The sequence below is a fragment of the Bradyrhizobium elkanii WSM2783 genome (genome assembly GCF_000472865.1).
GTDB lineage: Bacteria > Pseudomonadota > Alphaproteobacteria > Rhizobiales > Xanthobacteraceae > Bradyrhizobium > Bradyrhizobium elkanii_A.
The window spans coordinates 12079-36266 of record NZ_AXAP01000027.1; the positions used below are offsets into that span (position 1 = coordinate 12079).

The 24188-nt window shown below is 62.7% G+C and carries 21 protein-coding genes; 10 read left to right on the plus strand and 11 right to left on the minus strand.

Annotated elements, in window-relative coordinates; genetic code table 11:
• Positions 1-2 precede the first annotated feature (2 nt).
• Positions 3-863 (plus strand): lytic transglycosylase domain-containing protein, encoded by an 861-nt coding sequence (locus tag YY7_RS52430; protein ID WP_035690575.1) that lies wholly within the window; start codon positions 3-5, stop codon positions 861-863.
• Between the two features lie 250 nt (positions 864-1113).
• Here the strand turns inward: YY7_RS52430 and YY7_RS0122700 are convergent, their stop codons facing one another.
• Positions 1114-2361 carry a multidrug effflux MFS transporter gene (locus YY7_RS0122700; protein WP_028165244.1) on the minus strand — a complete coding sequence of 416 codons (1248 nt, stop codon included), beginning with the start codon at positions 2359-2361 and terminating at the stop codon, positions 1114-1116.
• Positions 2362-2593: 232 nt separating this feature from the next.
• Between YY7_RS0122700 and YY7_RS0122705 the strand changes: the two genes are divergently transcribed.
• On the plus strand, positions 2594-3427 hold the full coding sequence (locus YY7_RS0122705) for a DUF1194 domain-containing protein (protein WP_028165245.1): 834 nt from the start codon (positions 2594-2596) through the stop codon (positions 3425-3427).
• A gap of 251 nt (positions 3428-3678) precedes the next feature.
• On the opposite strand, the gene YY7_RS0122710 is transcribed toward YY7_RS0122705, so the two are convergent.
• A complete protein-coding gene (locus YY7_RS0122710; protein ID WP_028165246.1) occupies positions 3679-5415 on the minus strand; it encodes an ABC transporter permease in 1737 nt (578 codons plus the stop codon).
• A 1018-nt stretch (positions 5416-6433) separates the two neighbouring features.
• Here YY7_RS0122710 and YY7_RS0122715 point away from each other — a divergent pair.
• The 4 genes from YY7_RS0122715 (at position 6434) to YY7_RS0122730 (ending at position 11273) form a co-directional block, all read left to right on the plus strand.
• Entirely contained in the window at positions 6434-7357 is a 924-nt protein-coding gene (locus YY7_RS0122715) for a helix-turn-helix domain-containing protein (protein ID WP_028165247.1), read from the plus strand.
• 212 nt (positions 7358-7569) lie between these two features.
• Positions 7570-9906: a TonB-dependent siderophore receptor gene (locus tag YY7_RS0122720; protein WP_035690576.1), complete on the plus strand. Its 2337-nt coding sequence runs from the start codon at positions 7570-7572 to the stop codon at positions 9904-9906.
• Positions 9907-9915: 9 nt separating this feature from the next.
• A complete protein-coding gene (locus tag YY7_RS0122725) occupies positions 9916-11079 on the plus strand; it encodes a PepSY-associated TM helix domain-containing protein (protein ID WP_028165249.1) in 1164 nt (387 codons plus the stop codon).
• Between the two features lie 17 nt (positions 11080-11096).
• Complete coding sequence (locus YY7_RS0122730; RefSeq protein ID WP_245287353.1) at positions 11097-11273, plus strand: hypothetical protein; 177 nt, start codon at positions 11097-11099, stop codon at positions 11271-11273.
• A 12-nt stretch (positions 11274-11285) separates the two neighbouring features.
• Here the strand turns inward: YY7_RS0122730 and YY7_RS0122735 are convergent, their stop codons facing one another.
• Complete coding sequence (locus YY7_RS0122735) at positions 11286-12695, minus strand: PLP-dependent aminotransferase family protein (RefSeq protein WP_245287354.1); 1410 nt, start codon at positions 12693-12695, stop codon at positions 11286-11288.
• 46 nt (positions 12696-12741) lie between these two features.
• On the opposite strand from YY7_RS0122735, the gene YY7_RS52435 reads away from it, so the two are divergent.
• Together YY7_RS52435 and YY7_RS52440 are read left to right on the plus strand one after the other, a co-directional pair.
• On the plus strand, positions 12742-13188 hold the full coding sequence (locus YY7_RS52435) for a DUF983 domain-containing protein (RefSeq protein ID WP_051396842.1): 447 nt from the start codon (positions 12742-12744) through the stop codon (positions 13186-13188).
• 341 nt (positions 13189-13529) lie between these two features.
• Positions 13530-14510 carry a class I SAM-dependent methyltransferase gene (locus YY7_RS52440; RefSeq protein ID WP_155255277.1) on the plus strand — a complete coding sequence of 327 codons (981 nt, stop codon included), beginning with the start codon at positions 13530-13532 and terminating at the stop codon, positions 14508-14510.
• 4 nt (positions 14511-14514) lie between these two features.
• Here the strand turns inward: YY7_RS52440 and YY7_RS52445 are convergent, their stop codons facing one another.
• From YY7_RS52445 to YY7_RS0122765, 4 genes are read right to left on the minus strand one after another with little or no spacing between them, the layout of a single operon-like run.
• Positions 14515-14928 (minus strand): hypothetical protein, encoded by a 414-nt coding sequence (locus tag YY7_RS52445; protein WP_028165252.1) that lies wholly within the window; start codon positions 14926-14928, stop codon positions 14515-14517.
• Positions 14925-16100 (minus strand): glycosyltransferase family 4 protein, encoded by a 1176-nt coding sequence (locus YY7_RS52450; RefSeq protein WP_051396843.1) that lies wholly within the window; start codon positions 16098-16100, stop codon positions 14925-14927. Before YY7_RS52450 ends, YY7_RS52445 begins: the two co-directional genes overlap by 4 nt.
• Before the next feature lie 9 nt (positions 16101-16109).
• Positions 16110-17384: a glycosyltransferase gene (locus YY7_RS0122760; protein WP_028165253.1), complete on the minus strand. Its 1275-nt coding sequence runs from the start codon at positions 17382-17384 to the stop codon at positions 16110-16112.
• Entirely contained in the window at positions 17381-18178 is a 798-nt protein-coding gene (locus tag YY7_RS0122765; protein WP_028165254.1) for a WecB/TagA/CpsF family glycosyltransferase, read from the minus strand. Before YY7_RS0122765 ends, YY7_RS0122760 begins: the two co-directional genes overlap by 4 nt.
• A 141-nt stretch (positions 18179-18319) precedes the next feature.
• Here YY7_RS0122765 and YY7_RS63320 point away from each other — a divergent pair, with 141 nt between their 5' ends.
• Together YY7_RS63320 and YY7_RS0122770 are read left to right on the plus strand one after the other, a co-directional pair.
• On the plus strand, positions 18320-18541 hold the full coding sequence (locus YY7_RS63320; protein WP_245287360.1) for a hypothetical protein: 222 nt from the start codon (positions 18320-18322) through the stop codon (positions 18539-18541).
• Positions 18538-19488, plus strand: coding sequence for an endo-1,4-beta-xylanase (locus YY7_RS0122770; protein ID WP_245287359.1), 951 nt, complete (start codon positions 18538-18540; stop codon positions 19486-19488). The genes YY7_RS63320 and YY7_RS0122770 overlap by 4 nt, the downstream gene beginning before the upstream one ends.
• Before the next feature lie 8 nt (positions 19489-19496).
• Here the strand turns inward: YY7_RS0122770 and YY7_RS0122775 are convergent, their stop codons facing one another.
• The 4 genes from YY7_RS0122775 to YY7_RS52455 are packed head-to-tail and all read right to left on the minus strand — an operon-like array spanning position 19497 to position 24172.
• The gene (locus YY7_RS0122775; RefSeq protein ID WP_028165256.1) at positions 19497-20933 is read right to left on the minus strand and encodes a lipopolysaccharide biosynthesis protein; all 1437 of its coding nucleotides are present in this window, start codon (positions 20931-20933) and stop codon (positions 19497-19499) included.
• 2 nt (positions 20934-20935) lie between these two features.
• Positions 20936-21985, minus strand: coding sequence for an acyltransferase family protein (locus tag YY7_RS0122780; protein WP_028165257.1), 1050 nt, complete (start codon positions 21983-21985; stop codon positions 20936-20938).
• Positions 21985-23094 carry an acyltransferase family protein gene (locus YY7_RS0122785; RefSeq protein WP_028165258.1) on the minus strand — a complete coding sequence of 370 codons (1110 nt, stop codon included), beginning with the start codon at positions 23092-23094 and terminating at the stop codon, positions 21985-21987. The genes YY7_RS0122780 and YY7_RS0122785 overlap by 1 nt, the downstream gene beginning before the upstream one ends.
• 4 nt (positions 23095-23098) lie before the next feature.
• A complete protein-coding gene (locus YY7_RS52455; RefSeq protein WP_051396844.1) occupies positions 23099-24172 on the minus strand; it encodes a glycosyltransferase in 1074 nt (357 codons plus the stop codon).
• Positions 24173-24188 lie beyond the last annotated feature (16 nt).

A 24188-nucleotide genomic window follows, 5' to 3' on the forward strand; every position in this document is an offset into this window, starting at 1 on the left:
GCGTGCGGGGGCATCGGCAGACCAGGCTGTCGCGCGGTTGGTTGCTTGCGCTGGCGACCGGCGTCGGCCTCGCGCTGACAAGCGCTCTCGCGTTCGCCGATACGTCACCCGCGGCGGCGGAGGAATCCCCCGCTGCCGCGGCGGCAAGCGAGCCTGAAAAGGAAGCTGCGCCAGCCGAAGCTGCGCCAGCCAAGGAAGCTGCGCCGGCCGAAACTCCATCGGCCATCGAACGGCGATGGCGCGAGAATGCCAAGGTCGGGTTGCCCCCGACGCGAGGCGGCGCGACCTCGACCTCGAGCGCCCAGCCTCGCTCCCGCTATCGCGAGCTGATCGAGAAGCAGACCGCCGGCACGGGCCTTGCGCCCGAGATCGCGGAAGCCGTGATGGGCGTGGAGAGCGGCTACAATGCGGGCGCGATCGGCGGCGTCGGTGAAATCGGATTGATGCAGGTGTTGCCCTCGACGGCGCGGATGCTTGGCTTCACCGGCACCAATGCCGAACTCGCCGTGCCCGAGACCAACATCCGCTATGGGGTGACCTACCTCGCCCAGGCATGGCGGCTCGCCCGCGGCGATCTCTGCACCGCCGTGATGAAATACCGCGCCGGCCATGGCGAGACGCGCTTCTCCCATCTGTCGGTGAGCTATTGCCTCGCGGTGCGCTCGCGGCTGATGGCGCGCGGCTTCCAGGTTACCGGCAGCGTTCCCGTCGCCACCTTCGGCGAGCCGGCCCGTGGTGGCGGCGGTGGTGGTGGTGGCTGCAAGCGCAGATGCTTGGCCGGCCTGGGCGGCCCCAATATCAACTATGCCAACCTGAACGCCCGCCTCAGCGCGCTCGTCGTCCAGGTGCGCGGCGGAAAATAAGGGCGAAGATGCTGGTGATCCTCCCTCTCCCCGTTCTTACGGGGAGAGGGTTGGGGTGAGGGGCTCTATCCGCGAACACGATGACGGCTGTGTTTGCGGAGGCTCCCCCTCACCCGAAATTCAAGCGGAGCCTGTCATCGGGCGGCGCTTCGCGCCGACCCGTTGGCTTGAATTTCGACCTCTCCAGCAGGCGGGGCGAGGTGAATCCGACCCATTTGCTCGATACGAGAAAATCATCAGACCTGCGCGGCTACACCGCGTGATGATGCGGCCGGAACAGGCGGCCCTTTTCCGTCACAGCCGCGATGGCGAGTGCCGCCAGCGCGCAGAGAAAGAAGCCGGTCGAGAACGGCAGCAGCGTGCCGTCATAGCTCTGGCCGATCGCCATCCCGACGCCGATGCCGAGCAATGTCGTGATCGATCCGTACAGCGACGACGCGGTGCCTGCGATGTGGCCATGCGGCTCCATGGCGAGCGCCGTGAAGTTCGCCATCATCAGGCCGAAGGTGAACATCATCAGCGCCGACAGCAGCATGAACAACGGCAAGGGCAGCATTTGCAGCTTCACCGCCGCCAGCATGACGGCGGCAACCAGCAGAAATCCCGCCAATGCGCCGTGCGAGATCACGCGCATGCCGAGGCGGCCGACGACGCGGGAGTTGAGAAAGCCGGCGATGGCGACGCCGGTCGCGATGGCGGCGAATGCGAGCGGGAAGTAGTGGCCGAGCCGGTAGATATCGGTGAACACCTGCTGCGACGAGAACACGAACGCGAACATCGCGCCCCACACGCCGCCGCATGCCAACGCATAGCCCAGCGTCTGGCGGTTGCTGATGGTCTGCCGGAAGGCGCCAAGCACCTCGCCAAGCCGAAGCGACTTGCGCTCCTCCACCGGTAGCGTTTCCGGCATGCGCAATGCGCTCCAGATCAGCGCAATCACGCCGTACAGCATCAGTGCAACGAAAATGCCGCGCCACTGCGTCAGCAGCAGCACCGCCTGGCCGAACGACGGCGCGACCACAGGCACCGCGATGAAGACCATCATCGCGAGCGACATCACGCTCGCCATGCGTCGTCCTGCGTAACAGTCGCGAACGATCGAGGTGGCGATCACACGCGTTGCCGACGTGCCAAGGCCCTGCAGCGCACGCGCGAGCAGCAACGTCTCGAAGGATGGCGCCGCGATCGCGAGCAGGCTTGCGACACCATAGACGGCCATGCCGCCGAGCAGCACCGGACGGCGGCCGAAGCGATCCGACAACGGGCCCATCACGAACTGTCCGACACCGAAGCCGATCAGGAAGGTCGACAGCACCATCTGCGGATGGTTGGCGTCGGCAATGTTGAATGCGGCGCCGATGCTGGGCAGCGCCGGCAGCATCATGTCCATGGCCAGCGGGTTCAGCGCCATGATCGATGCGATCGCAATGACAAATTCGGGGAAGCCCATCGGGCGGTGGCCTGACGATACCCAGGCCTCGGCATTGATTTCAGACACGTAGCATCCTTTTGCGGAGCCGCAACATAACGATCGTGTTGCAATGCACAATCCCGTGTTTCGGAATGGCGGACCGGCGGTTCCAGACTGGATAGGCAGCGCGGCGCACTTTTAGGCAGTCATGGCTTGGTGAATTCCGAAATATGGATACCGAGTCGCCAATCTCTCCGCTTTGCCCTGTGAAACTTGCGTGTCACCATCATATCGGGGCTACCGATCGAGGAGGTCCGCGATGCGATGGTGCATCTCGATCGCAGCGGTGCTGGCCGCCGGCATGCTCGCGGGCGCCGCCGGCGCTGCAGCGCCTGGTCAGCCACCGGCACTTGCCGACCGGCAGGGCCCGCCTTCCGTCGATATCGAGCTTATCATTGCGGCCGACGTCTCCTATTCCATGGATACGGACGAGCTCACGGTGCAGCGCGAAGGTTATGCTGAGGCCATCGTTTCCAGGCAATTTTTGCAGGCGCTGAAGGGGGGCCCGAACGGAAGGATCGCCCTGACCTACTTCGAATGGTCGGCGTTCGGCGACCAACGGGTGATCATTCCCTGGCGCGTGATCGACGGCCCCGAGACGGCTGACGCAGTCGCCAGCGAAATCATGCAGGCGCCAATCCGGCGCGGGTCGCGCACCTCAATTTCGGGCGCAATCCTGTTCGGGACGCCGCTCTTTGACGAGGACCCTAACCGCGGCTTTCGGCGTGTCATCGATGTTTCCGGCGACGGTCCCAACAACAACGGGCCACCTGTCACGCCCGCTCGCGACCAGGCGCTGGCGAAAGGCATCGTCATCAACGGCCTGCCGATCATGATCAAGGAGCCGTCCCATTCAATGATGGATATCGACAATCTCGATTGGTACTACGAGGATTGCGTCATCGGCGGGCCCGGCTCCTTCGTCGTGGCAATCAAGGATCGCGAACGATTCAAGGAAGCCATTCGTACCAAGCTGGTGCTCGAAGTGGCCGGACGTGATCCCGAGGAGAAGGTCGTTCCCGCCGCCGCGAAGGAACCAAGGATCGATTGCCAGATCGGCGAAAAGCTCTGGGAGGACCGTTGGGGACGCTAGAGCATGATGAGATCAGGTCGAATTGGCGCCACGTCGGAGGTGCCTTACCTCTCCCCGACGGGGAGAGGTCGGATCGCATCGTGAGGTGCGATCCGGGTGAGGGGGATGAGCTCCATCGAGGAACCGTAACCCCTCACCCGGCGCTGCGCCGACCTTTCCCTATGGGAGAGGTGGACAACCGCGGTCACGCCGATTCAACCAAATGACATCATGCTCTAACCCCGATCTTCGGGGCTGAACGGCTCTGGATGTCAGCCGAGACGAAGACGACGCTCGCCAAAGGCATAGAGCTGCCGCCACAGCAGGCGATTGAACAGCGTCACCATCACGCACATGACGGCGATGCCGAGCACGACCTTCGGAAAATCGCCGGCTTCGGTCGCTCGCGCGATATAGGAGCCGAGGCCGATGGCGGTCAGATGGGTGTCGCCCCAGCTTGCGACTTCCGCGACGATCGAAGCGTTCCACGATCCGCCCGAGGCGGTGATCGCTCCCGTGACGTAGTAGGGGAAAATGCCGGGCAGGATCACCTTCACCCACCAGCGCCATCCCTTCAGATGGAAGCTGCCGGCGGCTTCCCGCAAATCGCTCGGGAAGGCGGCGGCGCCGGCGATCACGTTGAACAGGATGTACCACTGGGTGCCGAGGATCATCAGCGGGCTGAGCCAGATGTTCGGGTTCAATCCGAAATGCACGATCAGCACGACAAACACCGGAAAGGCCAGGTTGGCCGGGAACGCCGCCAGGAACTGCGCGAGCGGCTGTATGCGTTCGGCGAGTTTCGGCCGCAGCCCGATCCAGACGCCGATCGGTACCCATATGATCGTTGCCAGCGCAATCAGCACGACCACGCGCGCGAGCGTGACGAATCCATATCCAACCGCAGTGGTCACGTCAGACCAGCCGAGCGTGGCGGAGAGATATTGATAGATCTTCCAGGTCGCGTAGCTCGTCACGGCGGCGACCACTGCCACCCATATGCCGTCGACGAGGCGGGAGGGCTGGCTGCTCTTGCCTTGCGTCCGCAGTACCGCAGGCACGCTGATGCGGAGGGTCGAAATGACCTTGTTCGCAGCGCCAAGCGGATAGGTCAACGCGCGCAGCGCGCGCGTACGCCTGAAGAGGTCGAGCATCCAGGACGTCGGTGGCTCGGTGGAGGCAGTCTGCTCGAAGCGGAATTTGTCGGCCCAGGCCACGATCGGGCGAAACAAGAGCTGGTCGTAGGCGATGATGACGAGAAGCATGGTCATCAGCGCGTAGACGATCGCCGGCAGGTTCTGCTCTTGAATGGCCAGCGCGACATAGGAGCCGACGCCGGGCAGGGTGACCGTCGTGTTGCCCACGGTGATCGCCTCCGATGCCACCACGAAGAACCAGCCGCCGGACATCGACATCATCGCGTTCCAGATCAGGCCCGGCATCGCAAAGGGCACATCCAGTCGCCAGAACCGCTGCCAGCCGGAGAGGTGAAAGCTCTGCGTCGCTTCCTCGAGATCCTTCGGCAGGCTGCGCAGCGACTGATACATGCTGAAGGTCATGTTCCAGGCCTGGCTGGTGAAGATCGCGAACACGCAGGCCAGCTCGGCACCCAGCACCTGCCCCGGGAACAGGTTCATGAAGAACACGACCGTGAAGGTCAGGAAGCCGAGGATCGGCACCGATTGCAGGATATCGAGCAGCGGGATCAGCACGATCTCAGCGCGCCGGCTCTTGGCGGCGAGCGTGGCATAGATGAAGGTGAAGACCGTCGAGCAAACGATCGCCAGCAGCATCCGCATCGTGGTCCGCAGCGCATAGAGCGGAAGATTGCGCGGATCGAGCGTAACCGGCGTACGCTCGAGCTCCGACAGCGGCTCAATCGTCTGCTTGCCGCCATAGACGATCAGCACCAGGACGCCGATCAAGAGCAGCAGCGCCACGAGATCCCAGACATTGGGCCGAAGCGAGTTTTGCCCGAGGACGGCGCCGCGGATATCCTGAAACGTCATGAGCCACCTCTGGTCAGAACCCGGCGTGCACGCGGCCGAGAGGATCGAGACCGGACCGCGATCGCCGTTATAGGCAGGGTTCACGACGAGCCGATAGTCCAGCCGTTCGCGACGCGGCCCGAGCCTGTGCGCGGAGTCACTTTTGGACGAATTTCATGAATTATTTCAATGTGATTTGCCCGGTCCAGCCTTGGCGCGAAAAATAAACCGCTTAACCCGTCGGGCAAATCAGTGATTTAACTCCGCGCGTCTCACGGCGGATGAGGGGCGGGTCGCGATCGTCACGAACGTTGCGGTGAGATGCGGTGGACGTGATGTGTGTGACTGACGAGCACGCGCATCACGGACGGCGAAGTCGTGTGGTCCTGGCGCCCCGACGCTGGCGCTAAGTTCTGTGGATCAAGCATCCGCAGAGTGACGGTGGCAAAAAAGCCCGGTCACCGGGGAGAGCACGAAGTAAGCCGTAAACCACTGCGCAGGGAAAGCCGGAATGCCTCGGTTGAACCTGTGGTCCTACCCCCGTGCTTTTTGTTGCACGGGACCCACGGGTGCAACCAGCACCCGGCTTTCCCTGCGCCCTCTGTTCGATAAGAGGGTGGAAAGTGAAGCAAAGCTCGGGCAGCTCATGCCGCGAGAATGCGGAGTCACATCCCCACGCTGTTTGACATTCAACTCAGACCTGACCCCGTCATTGCGAGCAAAGCGAAGCAATCCATGCTTCCGCAAGCGGCGAGATGGATTGCTTCGCTCCGCTCGCAATGACGCCGTCGTCCTGGCGAAGGCCAGGACCCATAACCACAAGCGCTTGTAATGTGCTCCGCTGCAACCGCATGCTCGCGCCACAACACCTCCCTGTGGTTATGGGTCCCGTCTTTCGACGGGACGACACCGATGCGAGGTTCGACCCATCCTACCGACTGCGGACACAGCGCGGCACTTTGAAAGCGTTCTAATTGCCTCGGCAACGGTTGAGAGGCAGATAGACTGATGATTCGCTGGCCGGCTCCAGGCAAAGGACGTGACGCACATCTATCATCGCATCTTCGATCAGTTCCGCGTCTTCGACTCCGAGGGAGTATCAAGGGAGGACGACTTCGAGGGGACTGCGCAATGGCTCGAATCTCCCGGCTGCCTGTTCCAGCGAAACAATTTCATCCTTGATCGCATGATACGCAGCGAAGGCGTGATCAAGGCCGGCCTGTTCGTCACCATCGTGTTGAAGGGCTCAGGCCAGGGAGGTCCGCATCGCGATGTCACGCGGTTCCGCTACTCGGAAAATTCGATTGTCGTGATGGCTTTGCGAAAACCGCAGCTCTGGAGCGGCGAGGCCTCCGGCGGAGTGCGTATGTTTGCCGCGGGCCTCGCGTTTCCCAAGGCATCGATCGATCGGCTCGGCCTGCAGCGCGAGTTCCTCGAGCTATTTTCCTCGGCGGAATCGGATGAATTCGTGGTCACGCTGAAGGCGCCGCCACGCATCCTTGCCATGGCAACCGAAATGCTGTCTCCGACACTGGATGGACGCGCCGAAGAGCTGCTGCTGTCCGCGCATGCCATGGAGATCCTCGCGCGGGTCATATCGATCGCGGGCGAGCGCGCGAGCATGGAGATGGCCGGCGATCACAAGCAGCGGCGGCTGCGCGCGATCCGCGACGCGATCGACGCGGATCTGCGGCGCCCGTGGAAAGTCTCCCAATTGGCGCGCGAGGCAGGCATCAGCCGCCGGTCCTTCAACACCCATTTCCGACGGGCGTTTGGCGTCAGCGCCTCCGAATATCTGCGGACGCGCCGGCTCGAATCGGCACGCGATGCGATCATCGAGCAGGGCATATCGATCAACGAGGCGGCCTATCTCGCGGGCTACGGCAACCCCGCCAATTTTGCGACCGCGTTCCGCAAGCATTTCGGATACGCCCCCAGTCGCTGCCGTCAGCCACCGAATTAGAATAAGAATAATTCTATGTAGTGGGCCCGCTGATTGCGACGTATGCACCAATCTAGCGGAGCGTGTACCGCGACGGAACGTCTCGGCGACAATCTGGAGCTTGTCGACAACAGATCAAAGAGTTTTTGCGCAATCGCAAAGGCGTCAGCTTCGCAATTCTTGCACTCACTCCCCTTGAGTCTGCGGGCGTTCCGCGACGGGGGGATCTGGCGATGGAATTCAAGCGAAAGAGCGAGTGGGGCCTCGCCCTTGTGACGATTTGTGGCTTCGCTGCGATGGCGTTCACGGACACGCCGGCACTGGCGCAGAGTCCGTCCGGCGCGGAGCAGCCGAGATCGAACACCGAATTGCCGCCGGTCACGGTCGATGCACCTCGCCAGCAGCGCAGCCGTGTGGCTCCGGTGCGATCGACGCGGGCTGCGCGATCCGGCCGCAACGTCGCGCGGCGGACGCCGGCCCCGGTGACGCAGGAAGCCGCCGCGCCGGCCGGAGCGGCCGGACGCTCAAGCGGCGAGAGGGGTACCGGTCCGGTGGTCGGCTATCTCGCCAAGCAAAGCGTGACCGCGACCAAGACGGACACGCCGATCCTGGAGACGCCGCAGTCGATTTCGATCGTCACCCAGGACCAGATCCAGGCGCAGGGCGCGCAGAACGTCGCCGAAGCGTTGCGCTATACGCCTGGTGTCACGGTGCAGAGCTTCGGGGCCAATGCGTTCTTCGACAACTTCAAGCTCAGAGGCTTCGATGCGCCGAGATATCTGGATGGCCTGCGGCTGCCGCTGGACAACACCACCTTCGCCGTGCCGCGGATCGAGACCTATGGGCTCGAGCGGATCGAGGTGCTGAAGGGGCCGTCGTCGGTGGTGTATGGCCAGTCCGAGCCGGGCGGTCTGCTCAACATGGTGAGCAGGCGGCCGACGGCGACGCCGCAATACACGATCGAGGGCACGTTCGGTTCGTTCGAACGCTTCCAGGGCGCGTTCGACCTCGGCGGCCCGATCGACAAGAATGGCGAGTTCCTCTACCGCATCGTCGGGCTCGCACGTGACAGCAATACCCAGACCGACTTCGTGCAGGACAACAAGCTGTTCATTGCGCCGAGCTTCACCTGGGCCCCGACGACGGACACCAGCTTCACGCTGCTCTCGCAGTACCAGAAGGCCGACAACAGAGGCTACCAGCAATACGTGACGGGCCAGGTGTCGTTCCTGCCCAACCCGAACGGGCACGTTCCATACAGCCGCTATCTCGGCGTACCCGGGGCTGACGGCTACAATCTCGAGCAGTTCATGGTCGGCTATGCGTTCGAGCACCGCTTCGACAACAACCTGCAGTTCCGGCAGAACCTGCGCTACACCGATGTCACCAACGATCTCTCTTCGGTTCGCACCGAAGGCATGGCGACCGACCGTCTCGTCAACCGCAGCTATAATTATGTGAAGGCAAGCGCCGCCAACATCGCTCTCGACAACCAGTTGCAGGCGGATTTCCTGACCGGACCGCTCGCCCACAAGGTGCTGTTGGGCTTCGACTACTTCAATCTCTGGTCCAACACCGACTATCGATCTGCCGGCATCGCTCCGATCGATGCCTACGCTCCGGTATATAATACCGCTGTTCCGCCCTTCGCATCATTGGCGCCATTCATCCTGCGCAACGACAAGCTCAGCCAGGCCGGTCTCTATCTGCAGGACCAGATCAAGCTCGATCGCTGGACGCTGACGGTGAGCGGCCGCAACGATTGGGTGAGCACGGATTCCAAGAGCTTCGCAGTCTTTCCGCTCGCCGGCAGCTATTCCCGCGACGACCGGGCGCAGACGGGACGCGTCGGCCTCAACTATCTCTTCGATTTCGGATTGTCGCCCTATGTGAGCTATGCGACGTCGTTCACGCCGAACCTCGGCGCCGATCTCGCCGGCAACTCGTTCAGGCCGACCACCGGCGAAGGCACTGAAGCCGGCGTCAAATTCATGCCGAACGGATCGAACCTGATGCTGACGGCCGCCGTGTTCGAGATCAAACAGCAGGACATCCTCACCGCAAGCCCGATCAATCCGCTGTTCAACGTGCAGACCGACGCGGTGCGCGTTCGCGGCTTCGAGTTTGAAGCGAAAGGCAACATCACCCGCGAACTGGAGATCGTCGGCGGCTACAGCCATCTCGATCCGAAGGTCACTTCAAGCATTGCCGGATATGCCGGCAAGTACATGATGAACACGGCCCAGGACCAGGCCTCGCTCTGGGGCAAGTACACCTGGTACGATGGTCCGGTTGCAGGTCTCGGGCTCGGGTTCGGTGTGCGCTATGTCGGCGAGACCTACGGGGACAGCTTCAATACGTTCGTCATCCCGGCCTATACGCTGTTCGATGCCGCCGTGAGCTACGATTTCGGCTATCTGCGGCCGGACTGGAAGGGATTGAAGGCGCAGGTCAACGTGACCAACCTGACCGACCACTTCTACGTGGCGTCGTGCTTGACCGGCTTGCCCTATTGTGGCTTGGGGAATGGACGTACGGTGCTCGGCACGTTGAAATATAGCTGGAACTAGGACGGCAAAGTGACGGCGGCAACCAGGTCTCTTCGGCGATGGGGTTTCGTCCACAAATGGACGAGCCTCATCTGTACGGTGTTCATGCTGCTCCTGTGCATCACGGGGCTGCTGCTGATTTTCCATGAGGAGATCGACGACCTCCTGCACAGCCAGGTGAAGCCGGCTGAGGTGGCGGCGGATGCGCCGCTTGCGGATCTCGACCATCTGCTCGCCAACGCAATCGCCAATGCAGCGGGACAGGTCCCGCATTTCCTGATCTGGGACCGGGACGATCCGAACGCGATGTTCGTCAGCGTTGGGCCTTCGATCACGTCCGATCCGAGCAAGAACCTCTTGATCCGGATGGACGCGCATACGGGCGCCTATTTGGACGCGCCCGACGTCACCGGCCGTTTCACCTACATCATGCTCAAGCTGCACACGGATATGTTTGCAGGTCTGCCGGGCAAGCTCTTCCTTGGCCTGATGGGCATCCTGTTCTGCGTCGCCATCATCTCCGGCATCGTCGTCTATGCGCCCTCGATGCGGAAGCTGAGCTTCGGCACGTATCGCGCCGGCCGGACGCGCGTGGTGCGCTGGCTCGACGTCCACAACCTTGCCGGCATCCTTCTCGTTGCGTGGACGCTGGTGGTCGGCTTCACTGGCGTCATCAACACATGGGCCGACCTGGTCCTGAAGATGTGGCAGTATGGGCAGCTTGCCGAGATGACCGCGCAATATCGCGATCGCTCGGTGCCCGCGAAGCTGACGTCGGTCAATGGAGCGGTCGAGGTGGCGGCGCACGCGGTGCCGGGGATGACGCCAAGCTTCGTCGCATTCCCCGGTTCGATCTTCAGCAGCAAGAGCCACTACGCGGTGTTCCTGCGCGGCAACACGCCGCTCACCTCGCGCCTTTTGAAGCCGGCCCTGGTCGACGCCGAGACCGGCACGCTCACCGACAGCCGCGACATGCCCTGGTACGTCTCGACCCTGTTCATTTCCCAGCCGCTGCATTTCGGCGACTATGGCGGCATGCCGCTCAAGATCCTCTGGGCACTGCTCGACGTGCTCACGATCATCATCCTCGGCACCGGCATCTATTTGTGGGTGCGGCGGCGAAGGGCAGGGGTCAGCGTCGATCGCGTGATCGCGCGCTCCTCCAACCTCGAAAGTCCCGCATTGTCGTCCTGATGACGTCGCGCAAACCCATGCATCGCACGCTTCGACAGATCTTTATCGCGCCCTTGCTGGTCGCGATCGTCAGCACGCTCGGCCTCGTCGGCGCGCTCGTGGGAGACGGTTGGTGGGATGCCCTCTCATGGGTCACCCTGGCCGTCCCGGTTGTCCTCTACTCGCTCTTCATCTGGTGGCGAAAGCCGAATTGAGCGGCCGGCGCCTCAGACGATCTGTGTTGCCATGACAGACAATTTCATGGCCGCCGCGAGCACCTGCATGGCCTGGCTGACATCGGCGCGGTTGCGCGCCGCGCCAAGGGAGACACGGATCCCGCGCGGCGGCTTGTCAATGACGGCGAAGGCATCTTCGCCGACAACGGCAAGCCCGTGGCGCAGCAGATGCGAAAGCAGGTCCATCCGATTCCAGGATGGCGGGATCTCCAGCCAAAGATGATGGCTGGTGGGACGGGATGCGAAAGCGATGCCCTTCAGGATACGTCCCGCCAGTTGCTGTCGTCCCTTGGCTTCGTTGCGCACCGCCTCGATGATCTCATCGGCGATGCCGTTTCGGATCCAGTGGGTGAGGAGCGCGACCATCAGGGGTGGTGACATCTGCATCGTCGCCTGCAATCCGCTGCGCATGGTCTGCGCTGCGGTGGGATCGGGTGCCAGCAGATAGGCGACGCGCAGTCCCGGAGCGATGCATTTCGACGTGCTGGCGGCGAAATAGCTCCGCTCGGGAATCAGGTTCGCGATCGGCGAAGCTGACGGCTCGAGCAGACCATAGGCGTCGTCCTCGATCAGGAAGGTCCCGGCATGGCGGATGATTTCGGCGATGGCCTTGCGGCGCGCCGGGCCTGCGGTGGCGGTCGTCGGATTCTGCTGCGTTGGCACCAGATAGACGGCCTTCGGCTTGTACTTGCGGCATGCATCCTTGAGCGCATCCGGCCGCGCGCCTTGTTCGTCCATCGGCAAGCCGATCAGGCGAACGCCCAATCGGGCGGCGGCTGTCTTCAGGCCGGGATAGGTGAGTGCCTCCGTCAGAACCACGTCGCCGGGCGAGGTGAGGGCGAGAAGCGCATTGAACACGATGGCCTGCGATCCCGGAAAGATCACGAGACGTTCAGCATCCGCATCCGTCACGCGATGGCGCAGCCAGTTTGCCGCCATCTCGAGATCGAGATCGCTGCCGCCTGGTCTTGAATAGGTCAGGAACGCGCCGAAGCCGCTTTCCCTGCGAATCGTCTCCAACCCCTGCGCGATGCGAAGATCCAGATTGGCTTCCACCGGTTGAGGCGGAAGATTCATCGAAAGGTCGATCGTGACTTGCGCGGGAACGTGCGACGGCGAACGCACCGTCGTCTCCGAGACGAACGTGCCCTGACCGACCCTGGCGTCCAGCAGGCCGCGCCGGCGCGCTTCGCCGTAGGCGCGGGTGACGGTGGTGAGATCGATGCCGAGCTCGGTGGCGAGCGCGCGGTGCGTCGGCAGCCTTTGTCCGCGAACAAGCCGGCCGCTCTCGATGTCGGACGCCAGCGCATCGACGATCCGCATGAACAGGGGGCCTTGCCATTCGGAAAGTGTAGGGACCCAATCCATACAATAGGCCTGTTTGTCTTTGATTGTATCCATACATTCTCGTACTGTATGGACATGCCTCAGGTCAAGGAATTCAGCGATGACACAGCCAGTTTCGCTTGCCCAAGCCGCATTGCGCGGCTTCACCATGCGATGCCCCAATTGCGGGAAGGGCCACCTTTTCCGCCGGTTCCTGAAGGTCGTGGATCACTGCGAAGTCTGCGGCGAGGACTACACGCCGCAGCGTGCCGATGACTTTCCCGCCTATCTCGTCATCGTCGTGGTCGGACATGTGGTCGTGCCGGCTTTGCTCGCCGTCGAGATGGCTTACGCGCCGCCGGCGTGGCTGCAACTCGCGATATGGCTGCCCTTTACGCTGTTCGCATCGCTCGCGCTGCTTCAGCCGACGAAAGGCGCGATCGTTGGCCTTCAGTGGCAAACGGGAATGCATGATTTCGCGCAATCGAAGAATCGAAGGTCGGCTAACTCCGCAAAATCCACCCCGTCCACCGACACCACTTCGCTGAAGAGGCAGGCGCTCACCTGAACGCTGCTCGAACTGGCCTGTGGGCAGAGAAGTTCCGTGAGCCATTTTCACGTAATGAGCCCATCACCAAGATCGTAGCAACAATCGGCGCGGCCATCGTGCTGACAATTTGAAGAAACATTCTCACGTTCGAAAGCGCGGGCCTGCGTCGGTGCGTGGCCTGACCGGCGGCAGGCATATTGTGGCTTGCTGAAGGCAAGTCCATGCGCCCATCAGACAGAACCATCCAACCCCGCACGCGTTTGCTTGTTGCGTCGCCGACGTGCCGCAATCTGCAACAAAAAATCACAACTAGTTCCTAGGGCGGAACCCAGGAACATCGCTTGAACGAAGGGGCTTCATTGGATTCCTCTGTCACCGACCGATTGGACACGTGGGCGCAGACCGATTGGTGGCGGCGCGCGGTTCGCTGTCCCCGTTGTGCGGCGTCGCTGCGCGAGATCGACGCGCGGCTGTTCTGTTCCAACGCGACGTGTGAATACTCTAGAAGCGGGTTTCCGGTGGTCGAGGACCAGCCGGTGCTGATCGATTTCGCCGCCAGCGTCTTCGAGCGCGGAATGTATGGTGGCGGCAATGGTTCGGTCTTTCACCGCGACGTTTCGCGCCGCTCGATCAGCTCGCGGCTCCATCAGCTCACCTTCGGTGGTAATCAGGTGGCGCAATCCAACTGTGCTCGCTTCATCGAGCTCCTTAAGCAGGAATCGGAGCGGCCGGTCGTGCTCGTCATCGGCGGAGGTGCGGTTGGCGACGGCGCCGACGAACTCTACGCGGATGACTCCCTCGAGTTGATCGGGACGGATGTCTACGCGTCGCCCTACACGCTGCTGGTGGCCGACGCGCACCGGCTGCCGTTCGAGGACGGCGTGTTCGACGGCGTCTGGGTCCAGGCCGTGCTCGAACATGTCCTTGAGCCTGCGTCCGTCGTCAGCGAGATTCACCGCGTGCTTCGGCGCAGAGGCCTCGTCTATGCCGAAACGCCGTTCATGCAACAAGTGCATGAGCGCGGCTATGATTTCTCGCGCTTCACGCGGAGCGGCCATCGCTGGCTGTTCAAGCAGTTCGCGGAAATCCGCGCGGGCCGCGTCGGCGGCGCAGGCGTCGCGCTGGTGTGGTCGATCCGCTATTTCGCCCGTGCGCTCGGCGCCGGCGACAAGCTCTCGCGCCTGGTCGCGCTGCCGTTCTTCTGGATCCGCCTGCTCGATCCGTTGACGCGCGGCCGCCCCGGATCGGATGCGGCGAGTGGCTTCTTCTTCCTCGGACGCCGGGCGGAGCGTCCGCTCGATCCGCACGCCATGCCGCGCTACTACGACGCGCAGAAGTGACGCTTCAGGTGAGGCCTTTGATCTTCTTGCAAGGTGTCGCCGAGGTCGAGGAAAGCTGCACGATGTCGACGACGGATTTCATCGTCAGCACTTCCTTGCTGGTGAGGAAGCGCAGCGTCGCGCTCGGATAGGCGTCGCAGAATTGCGACAATGTCGACGCCGTGGCAGGAACGGTGTCCTGCTTGGGAACGACCGCGATACCGCCGTCCTTGAGGATATAGGCGTCCTTCACATTCGTCATGCTGCTCGCCGCCATACAGATCTTGAACAGATCGTTGTAGGATTGGGGCGGCAACTTCAGATCGCCGCCGAGGCTACCCAACAAGTATTCGCGGCTTCGGCGGCAGTTGTCGGCGCCGGCGTGTGCCGTGCCGGTGGCGAGCACAAGCAGGATCGCCGCGGCAGCGATCCGCCTCATGCCGTCACCACCTCGGCCTGCGGCGCAGGCCGCTCGTTCCGAGCCAGTCCGTAGGTTGCGGCAGCGCAACGTTCCCAGGACAACGCGCGTGCATGGGCCAGCGCGCCTGCGGCAAGGCTCGCACGCAGTTCGTCATTCTCGGCGAACTTGGCGATCGCCGCGGAAATGCTGTCTATATCGGGCGCAACAAGAATGCCGCTTTGATCCGGCAGCACAGCGTCGGGAACGCCGCCGACAGCCGTCGCAACACTCGGCACGCCGCCGGCACCGGCCTCGAGATAGACCAGCCCGAATCCCTCGACCCGGCCGGAGGAATCCGGAAGGCCCGTCAGGCAGAACAGATCAGCCGCGCCATAGATGTCGCGGATCTCTTCATTCGGCAGCGGACCGAGCAGGCGGACATCGCAGTTCGCGGTTTCGATCAAGCGCTGGAGTTCGTTGACATAGTCGGCCTCGCCATTCGGGCCGATCACGAGCCAGGTGATACGCTGGCGCAACCGCTCGGGGAGGCGCGCCAGTGCCGCGAGCGTCAGATGATGTCCTTTGCGGTGGGTGATCCGCGCGACGGTGACTATGACCAGCCGCTCCGGCGCCAGCCCAAGGCCGGCGCGGATGTCCGCACGATCGCGTCGCTCGCCGAACCAGAAGTCGGAAACGCCGAGACTGATCGCGCTGATTTGTCCTGCGTCAACGGCAAACCGTTCTCGGAACAGATCCCTAGTGTAGCGGCTGTTCGCCACGATCTCCGTCCGCGGGCCGAACACGCCGGCGCTGCGGATTGCAAATCGCTTCAACGGTGTCTGGGTTTCGTTGATCTCGGTGCCGTGCACGGTCATCAGCACGCGTGCCGGCGTCTGCCAGCGCGACAATGCGACGGGAATGAAGAACGGCCAATCGGCCGCATGGATCACATCGTATGGATGCTCCCGAACCTTGTTGCGTGCCAGCAGCATTTTCGCCGGCAGCTCCTTCATCGAATGCAGGCCACCGGCAAAGCGGGCCACCTCGAACGGCAGCGTGCGATCGCGGCCTGCATTGTCCTGTCCGTAGTCCGGCGCAACCACGGTAACGCGCGCGCCGAGCCGGGCCGCGGCGGCGGCGATTTCCCCTGCATAGGTGCCGATCCCGCCCATGGCGGGAGCAAACTCACTGGTCAGCAGCAGGATGTTCACGTCGATGCCTCAAGAGGCCGTGGCGGCGGCGAAGCCGCGGGCGTCCTGAATTTCCTGATGGTAGCGGTACACGCGCGCCAGTTGCGTGGCCGGCGTGAAGTCCTGGATCGCATCGGCGACCTGCTCGGGCGTGATCTTGCCGCCGTCGATGGCGTCGCGGACGTCGATGAAGCGCTGTGCGAGAGTCTCCACCATCTCGTCGCGGCTGCCATCGCGCGTCACCAGATAGCCGCTCCGGCCGTCATGGATGACGGACTCGAGCTGCGGCAGGTGCATCGCGACAACGGGACGGCCGACCGCAAGCGTTTCCAGAACGCAGCGCGGCATGCCCTCGAATTCGGAGGTGAGGATGCCCGCATGCGCCTCCGCCAGCGTCTTCGCCATGCCTGTGGCATCCTTGAAGCCGTGGCGAATGGTGATGTCCTCGATCGCGGCAAACTCGCTGAAGCGATGCGGGTCGCTGGTGCCGATATAGTGAAAGCGGATCGGGCCGTTCAGCCGCTGTCGCAATCGCTCGATGGTGCGGAACATCAGCGGCGGGTCCTTGAATTCGTCGAGCCTGCCGGCGAACACGATCTGGAATGGCGACATGCTTTCCGGGAACGGCTGCGGCTGGAAGATGTCGGTATTGACCCAGGTCCACAGCGTATCGATCTTGTCCTTGCTGCGCGGATACGTCTTCTGCATCCGCTCGGTGATGAATGGATTAACGCAGAGGAACTTCTCGCTCATCGTCACGGCGAACCGCTCGCCGGTATTGTGCACGAAGGAATATTTCCGGAGCAGCGAATCCATCTGCAGTTTCGGCGCGCCCTCGCCATGTAGCATCTGCACGAAGGGGAGACGCAGGATCGCCGGCAGCCAGGAGAACTCAACCCGACGTAAATCGATCGAGCATCGCCGTGTCCGTACCAGCCGTGCGATCTGGCCGAAATGACGCAGCAGCGCCACGAAGAACTGGCCTGTCAACGAAGAACGAATGGTGCGCGCGGCTTCACGCGCCTGGGCATCGCTGTAGCGAAGGATCGGAAGGAAATCGAAGGTGCGGCCGCGGAACGTGACCCGGTGCACTTCGCCGAGGGTGAGGTCACCGATCGAATCCACGCCGACGAACAGGATGTCGGTGTTGTCAGGATGGAAGGTGATGAAGTCGCGGATATAGGTCTCGAGCCCGCCGACCTTTTGGCCGCGCGGATCGAACGGATGGAGCAGGCAGATCTGATAGCGTGGCCGAACGCGGCTTGCATTGCGGGCGCGCAGCGCCAGTGTCACGGTCGAGGTCATGCGGTCTTCCGGATTCGTGCGTTGATGATCTGGGGCAGCGTGCGCGCAACGAGTCCCGGAACGGCGGCCATGCAGCGGGCATAGCGCGGTCCGAGCCGGCTTGGGTTGTTCAGCATGCGCCAAGCCCATTCGAGTCCGGCCTTCTGGGTAACCGACGGCGCGCGCTTCTGCGTGCCGGCGATGAAATCGAGCGCCGCGCCGATGCACAACACACCAGTCCCATCGAGCTCGTCGAGACAGCGCGCGGCAAATACTTCCTGACGGGGCGCGCCGAGCGCAACGAAACAGAGTCTTGCACCGGACTCGCGGATCAGTTCGATCGCATGATCGGCCTCGGCGGAATAAGGATCGAAGTTGGGGCCGGGCGCATACCATCCCACAACTTGCAGGCCCTGGAACCGTTCCGACAGACGTTGCGCGGTCATCTTCAATGTCGCGTCATTCGACCCAAGCAGGAACACAGGAAGGCCCTTCTTTCGCGCTTCCTCGCAGAGCGGTTCCACGAGATCGGCGCCGGTGGTCCGCTCGATATGCGTGCCAAGCAAACGCGACAGCACGACGATCGGGAACCCGTCCGCCGTTACAAATTTTGCACGACGATAGGCAGCACGGAAGTCAGGCCGCTGTTGCAGTTGAACGACATGATCGAGATTCAACGTGCACACGCTGAAGTTTTCGCCTTGCTGCGCAGCCGATACGATCGAGTTCACCGCTTCGGGAAGTGAACCAATGTTGATGGAGATGCCATCAACATTGAGATTGGATGTCGCAGGCTGCGTCTGTATTTCCGGCATGTCGATCTCCAGGTGCGAGAGAAGCCGAGGTGCGCTGATGGAAGTCGTCGGCATGCTCAATGCTTGTGCGATGGGAACTCGCATCTCGAAGACTCTTCCTCGACGAGCAGCGTCACGAAATAGAACTATTGCGTCGCAACGATGGCGATGCCGCTGTGCAAAAATGATTCAGCGCAACGAATGCATTCACTTGATGGAGAGCAGCCATGCAGATGTCGCGACGAAGTGCACTCGCTATTCTCGCAGCCTCAGGCGTCGCTGCGCGAGCAGGAATTTCAACTGCGGCGCCGGCGCAAGGACAGAGTCTCGGTGCAATCGCTGCACAACATGGATTTGCCTTTGGCGCTGCCGCTGGCCCCGTGATCGACAAGGATCTCGCGTATCGCGAGCTTTACACAACGCAGACGCGCATCATCACAACTGACGTTGCGATGAAAATGGGCACGATCGCGCCACAACCTGGCCCCAAACGTTTCGAGAGCGCGGATCGTCTGCTGCAATTTTGTGCGAGCAATCGCATTCCGATGCGCGGTCATTGCCTGATCTGGAATGATTGGGTTCCGCAGTGGATCAAGAGCATGAGCAACGCGGAGCGTCAGGCGTTCTTCGACTCCTATATAGAAGAAGTGGTCAGCCGCTACGTCGGCAAATTGCATTCATGGGATGTTGTCAACGAGCCGTTCTGGCCCGGCCACAAAGCGCCCGGCGGCTACAGATTAGGGCCGTGGTATGACGCTTTCGGCGGAACCGGCTACATCCGCCGTGCTTACGAACGCGCGGCCATGGTCGACAAGAAAACCAAGTTTGTTCTTAACGAGGCGCAGACCGAGCGCGATGACGAGGTGGGGCACATCGTGCGCAGCGGATTGCTGCGTCTTGTCGATGAATTGAAGCAGGCTGGCGTGCCGCTCGCGGCCGTCGGCTTGCAGGGTCACCTGCAGCCGCGCTATCCGCATGATCCGGGACGGTTCGTCGAGTTCCTGCATGAACTCGCATCACGCGGCGTGGACATCTATATCACCGAATTCGATGTGCGCGACGACACGTTCCCGGACGATATCGCCACCCGCGACGCGATGATCGCCGAGACTGCGGAGAAATTCCTCAACAACGCGTTGCGGGTGCCGGCGGTCAAGATGGTGATCGCCTGGGAGTTGGCGGACAATTATTCCTTCTACACGGATGCTGCCAAGAAGAAGGATCCGCTGGCGCAACGCCTGCCGCGGCCACTACCTTATGATTCATCGATGCAGCGAAAGCCGCTGTGGTTTGCGATCGCGCGCGCGTTCGAGAATGCGAAGAAAGCGTAACAGAATCGTCATGCTCCGGAATGTTGCGGGCGTGCCCGCAGCATCTTCAGGAGTGACGGTGCGTACAGCAGCGCCAGCATTGTCAGATAGACCGCCGCCCCGGCTGCGATATGTGCCGCGAGCATGATCGCATTTCGCGCTTCCGGGAACTCGCGGAGCAGCGCCGCCATCGCGACGGTCGCAACGGCAATGCGCGCCAGGTGCGCAAACGGCAGCGTCAACCCGAACAGCGAGAAGCCGATGCTGAAGCTCGTGGCGGCTGCCGCAGTCGCAGCGAGAACCGTGGCGCCTGCCGCGCCGGCAAGTCCCCAGTAGCGCAGGCACACCACGCTGAGGATCACCGTCATCGTGGCGTCGATGGCGGAGATCGCCATCATCCAGCGCGTGCGGTTATGCAGCAGGAAGACCTGGTCGCCGAAATGGGCGCGAAGGTTGCGGATCGCGCCGGCGAGTGTCGCGAGCGGCAGCACGCTCAGCGTTGCCTGCTGGAACGGCACCGCGATCAGAAGGTGTACGATCTCGAGCCGCAGCATGAAGATGCCGGTCAGGCTCGGCGCGAGAATCGCAACGAGCAGCGCGGTGTTATCGGCAAGCTGCCGCATTGCCGCCTTGCTGCCGCTTTGCTCCATGCTCTTGACTGCGAGCGGAAAGGCGGCGGCCGTCACCAGCATGGCGGCGACCGCGGCGGCGCGTTGTCCCAGTCCGTAACCGACGGCGAACAGGCCGGCGGCGGCCACACCCTGCATCTCGTTGATGATGAAGCGCGAGGCATTGAGGCCGACCCAGCCGAGCCCGCCACCGATGATCAGGGGAACGCCGTAATGCAATGCGTGCACCACGATCTCGCGATCGATCGGCCACAGGCGGCGGCCGTAGGCGATCTTCGGCAGCACCAGCAGCGCAGCCGCGAGTTGCGCGACGGCGTATCCGGCCAGCGGCCATTCGGCGGATTGGCCGAACAGCTTGATCATCACGAGGCCCACGGCAAAGCCGAATGCGGGGCCGACCACCTGCTGGATCGTGTAGACCCAGATCTGCTGCTGGGCGCGGGCGCGCTCGCCGATATAGAGGTTCAGCGAACGGGTCACCACGTAGGCGATGGCCGCAAGCAGCATGCCGAAATGCGCGTCGGGTGAAATGACGAGGCGCAGCACGACGACGATGACAATGCTCTGCAGCAGGACCGACGCCAGCAGCACCGCATTTTCGGTGCGGTAGAAGCGCGGCGCGTCGCCATCCTTGTAGCGGCCGGAGAAGCGCAGTGCGTATTGCGACCACCAGGCCAGGAACGCGATCTGCAGGAATTCGTGTGTGGCGGTGACCAGCGTGATGATGCCGAGCGTGTGATCGTTGACCACATGGGTCCATACGATCATCGCGATCAACTGGAACAGCGGCCCGACGAACTGCGCAGGGAGGTAGAGCAGGGTATGGCGCAGCAGCATCGTTATGCTCCCAGCCAGCGGGCAACGCGCGCGGAGGAGAACTGCCTGACCGCGCCTAGCGCAGCGATGCTGACCAGTGCTGTCAGTCCGAAAGTGATCGCAAAGCTGACGGCGGGGCCGAACTGGCGCAATCCGGCGTGGTCACGCAGCAACATCACCATGAAGATGTGCCAGAGATAGATGAAATAGCTGCCCGAGCCGAGGCCCGCAAGCCAGGCTGCGCTCGGCTGCAACACCAGCAGCGCAAGGCTGAACAGCGCCGCGTAGAGGAAGAACGCCGTCGAGTCGTAGACTGCTGCATCGCCGATTCCGGACAGGCGCACGGACAGATACAGCAAATAGGCAAACAGCATGGCGCCGACAACGATCGCGCGCATGCTCCGCGCGGCCATGCCGGCGAACGTTGCCGTCAGCGCGCCGACAGCCATGAACGAAAACCAGAAGGGGATATCGCGCATCCGGGCTTCATCGACGAACGATTCGGCAAAGCCGAGATGGAACAGCAGGGGATCGAGGTAGCTTCCGGCGACAAGCCCGAAACCGATCGCAAGGGCGAGCAGGATTGTCATCCGCTGCTCCGTGTTCTGCCGGTCCGTTCCGGCGGCAGCATAGATCAGCCACAGCACGACGGTGCAGCCGACATAGACGAACACGTAGTAGTACACGAAGACATAAGCGAGTGCGAACCGCGCCAATGTCGTGGTTACGCGATGATCCATCGCGGGATTGTGCAGGGCCATGTAGAGATAGGCGGCGACGAAGGCGATCGTATAGGGGATCACCGCCGCCTTCAGCCGCTTGAACAATGGCACACGTCCGGCGCGCGCGGTCAGGTAACCGGACGCGAACAGGAAGATGGGTACGCAGGGCCGCAGCGCGGCATCGATCGCCTTGGTCCATGCAAGATCGAGCGGCTGCGGCAGGGAATGGATCCCGATCACCATCAGGATGGCAACGCCCCGCATGGTATCGATCACGGCGTCGCGGCTCGTCGCCCGCGCATCCGTGCGGGCGTGAACGATGTCTGCCTGTGCCGACGCCGCGAGCGTCATCACGCGATCTCCCGATGGGAGATCGGTGCCGCCACCGGCTTGACGAAGCGGCGGTCGTAGAGGTCGGTCAGGTAGCGCCGTGACGGCGTCTCGAAGTATCGGTAGGACAGCACACTCACGATGCCAAGGATGATGATCGACACGGGCGCCAGGATCAGCTTGGCATCGGGAGAGGCGAAAAGCATCAGACGCGAATCCAAGGTGATGATGACGGTTGCGATAGGCATGTGCAGCATATAGCTGGAATAAGTCAGTGGCGCGAAGCGATCGAGCTTGAGCATCGATAGCAACGTATCGCGGCCGCTGCAGTCGAGTTGGATCGCGAGTACGGCGATCACGTAGACCGCAACCAGCGCAGCCATTGGCGTCAGCCACGATCCGAACAAGATGAACGCAACAAGCGTCGAAATCAGGGCGCCGCGCGTTGCGGGCCAGCGCGCGATCTGGTCGCGGTAGAGGGAACAGGCAATGCCGAGGCTGAACGCGGGAACCGCGCGGAAGGCTCCGCCCAAGTTGATCCACTCGGACCATGGCAGGGTATCCATGGTCGCTGCCCAAATGCTGTTAGCAAGCGCAGACAACGCTACGAGCGCGATGATCAGTACTTTGCGCTGCAAAGTGAGCGCAACGATCAGCGGAAACAGCAGATAGCAGAACATTTCCGCCGACAATGACCAGCTCGGGAAGTTGAACGTCAACCGTTCACCGACGAAAGCATGCAGCAACAGGAATTGCGCCGGCAGATCGGAGAACGAATAGCGCCCGGGATTGTCCGTGTGCGCGATGCCAAGCGAAAGCGCGAAAGCAATGCCAATATAGAATGTCAGCGTGGCGAGATGCAGTGGATAGATGCGGGCGATGCGCCGCCAGAGGAAGCGTCCGATGGCGGGGCCGTCGCCGACGTCGTCATGATATTGACGCGCGATGACGAAGCCGGAAACCACGAAAAACAGGTCGACGAACAGGTTGAAATGCCAGACATGGGCAATGATGATGCGCCCAGTCGGCAGCTCCTTGAAATAATCGGAATAGTGCAAAATCACCACGGCGCAAGCGGCGATGATCCGCAGGCTGTCGAGGTGCCGCATCGCGTTGGTGGTCTTGTGCAAACGTTTAGATCCGCTTCGGGTTGAACTGGCGAGAGGAGAGGGGGTGGGCAGCAAGGCGCGAGATCAGGTCGATCACCGCCTCGCGGTCGCCATGGGCAAGCGCGTTCCAGCGAGCAAGATTCTGCTCGGCGAGCGCGACATAGCGCGTGCGCCAATTCTGGATCGACAGCGCAGCTGCAATCTGCGCCGCGGCGGCGGTGGGCTCGGCGGGATTGATGAAGATGCCGGAGGCGTCGAGCACCTCACGGAAGATCGGCGCATCGGGTGCTGCAATCGGCAGCCCGGCATATTGCGCTTCGAGCAAGGGCAGGCCGAGCCCTTCGTCATGCGAGGTGCAGACGAACAGGTCGGCCGCATCAAGCAATTCCCTGACGCGCTCGGTCGGTTGATAATCGTGCAGCGTAACGCCCGACATGGCTTCCAGCGCCTGCCAGTCGTCGCCCCAGCCGCGCCGGCCGACGATATCCAGCGTGGCGTCGGCAAAACCTCTTCCGCGCAGTGCCGCAACGAGCGCGGCCGCCGCCTTGAAATTCTTGCGCGGCTCGACGGTGCCGAGGGCGACCAGCCGCAGCGGTCGCGGCGCAGTCGCGCGGCCGGCGCGCTGCTCCGACTGTAATCCGAACACGTTGCGCACGGAGGGACGGTACAGCGTGATCTCGGCATCGGGTCGGGTATAGGCGGCGATCCGGCGCCTTGTATCGTTGGAGTTGGCAAGGAAGCGCGGATAGTGCCGCAGCGCCAGCTTGAAGGGACGCGCCATATAGAGCCGGGCACGTGCGTTCAGTTCGGCGGGCCTGGTCACCAGGAAATCATCGTGGATGTAGGGCAGCACGCGCGAGGCGAACGGCAGCAATAGCGGGCTCGGCGGAAAACCGGGGCACAGCAGTATCGCCGACGAGGTCGCAAGCCGCATCGGCAAGCCAAAGGTCTGGGTCGTCACCATCTGGCGCGTGCCGCGCGCGGTGACCGGCACCACATTGAGCGGAGCGAGCGCGGACGCGGAAAACAGTTCGAGCGTAATGCGCTCGAGTCCGGTGACGTGACGTCCGAGATGGGTGTTGTCGACGTAAATGTCCATACGATGTCCTGACGCC

Coding starts and splice junctions, on each gene's coding strand:
- YY7_RS63320 (WP_245287360.1), top strand. CDS start 18,320: ATGGCGATGCCGCTGTGCAAAAATGATTCAGCGCAACGAATGCATTCA.
- YY7_RS0122780 (WP_028165257.1), bottom strand. CDS start 21,985: ATGACGCTCGCGGCGTCGGCACAGGCAGACATCGTTCACGCCCGCACG.
- YY7_RS52455 (WP_051396844.1), bottom strand. CDS start 24,172: ATGGACATTTACGTCGACAACACCCATCTCGGACGTCACGTCACCGGA.
- YY7_RS52435 (WP_051396842.1), top strand. CDS start 12,742: ATGACACAGCCAGTTTCGCTTGCCCAAGCCGCATTGCGCGGCTTCACC.
- YY7_RS52445 (WP_028165252.1), bottom strand. CDS start 14,928: ATGAGGCGGATCGCTGCCGCGGCGATCCTGCTTGTGCTCGCCACCGGC.
- YY7_RS0122735 (WP_245287354.1), bottom strand. CDS start 12,695: ATGGATACAATCAAAGACAAACAGGCCTATTGTATGGATTGGGTCCCT.
- YY7_RS0122720 (WP_035690576.1), top strand. CDS start 7,570: ATGGAATTCAAGCGAAAGAGCGAGTGGGGCCTCGCCCTTGTGACGATT.
- YY7_RS0122710 (WP_028165246.1), bottom strand. CDS start 5,415: ATGACGTTTCAGGATATCCGCGGCGCCGTCCTCGGGCAAAACTCGCTT.
- YY7_RS0122765 (WP_028165254.1), bottom strand. CDS start 18,178: ATGCCGGAAATACAGACGCAGCCTGCGACATCCAATCTCAATGTTGAT.
- YY7_RS0122730 (WP_245287353.1), top strand. CDS start 11,097: ATGCATCGCACGCTTCGACAGATCTTTATCGCGCCCTTGCTGGTCGCG.
- YY7_RS0122775 (WP_028165256.1), bottom strand. CDS start 20,933: ATGCTGCTGCGCCATACCCTGCTCTACCTCCCTGCGCAGTTCGTCGGG.
- YY7_RS0122760 (WP_028165253.1), bottom strand. CDS start 17,384: ATGACCTCGACCGTGACACTGGCGCTGCGCGCCCGCAATGCAAGCCGC.
- YY7_RS0122705 (WP_028165245.1), top strand. CDS start 2,594: ATGCGATGGTGCATCTCGATCGCAGCGGTGCTGGCCGCCGGCATGCTC.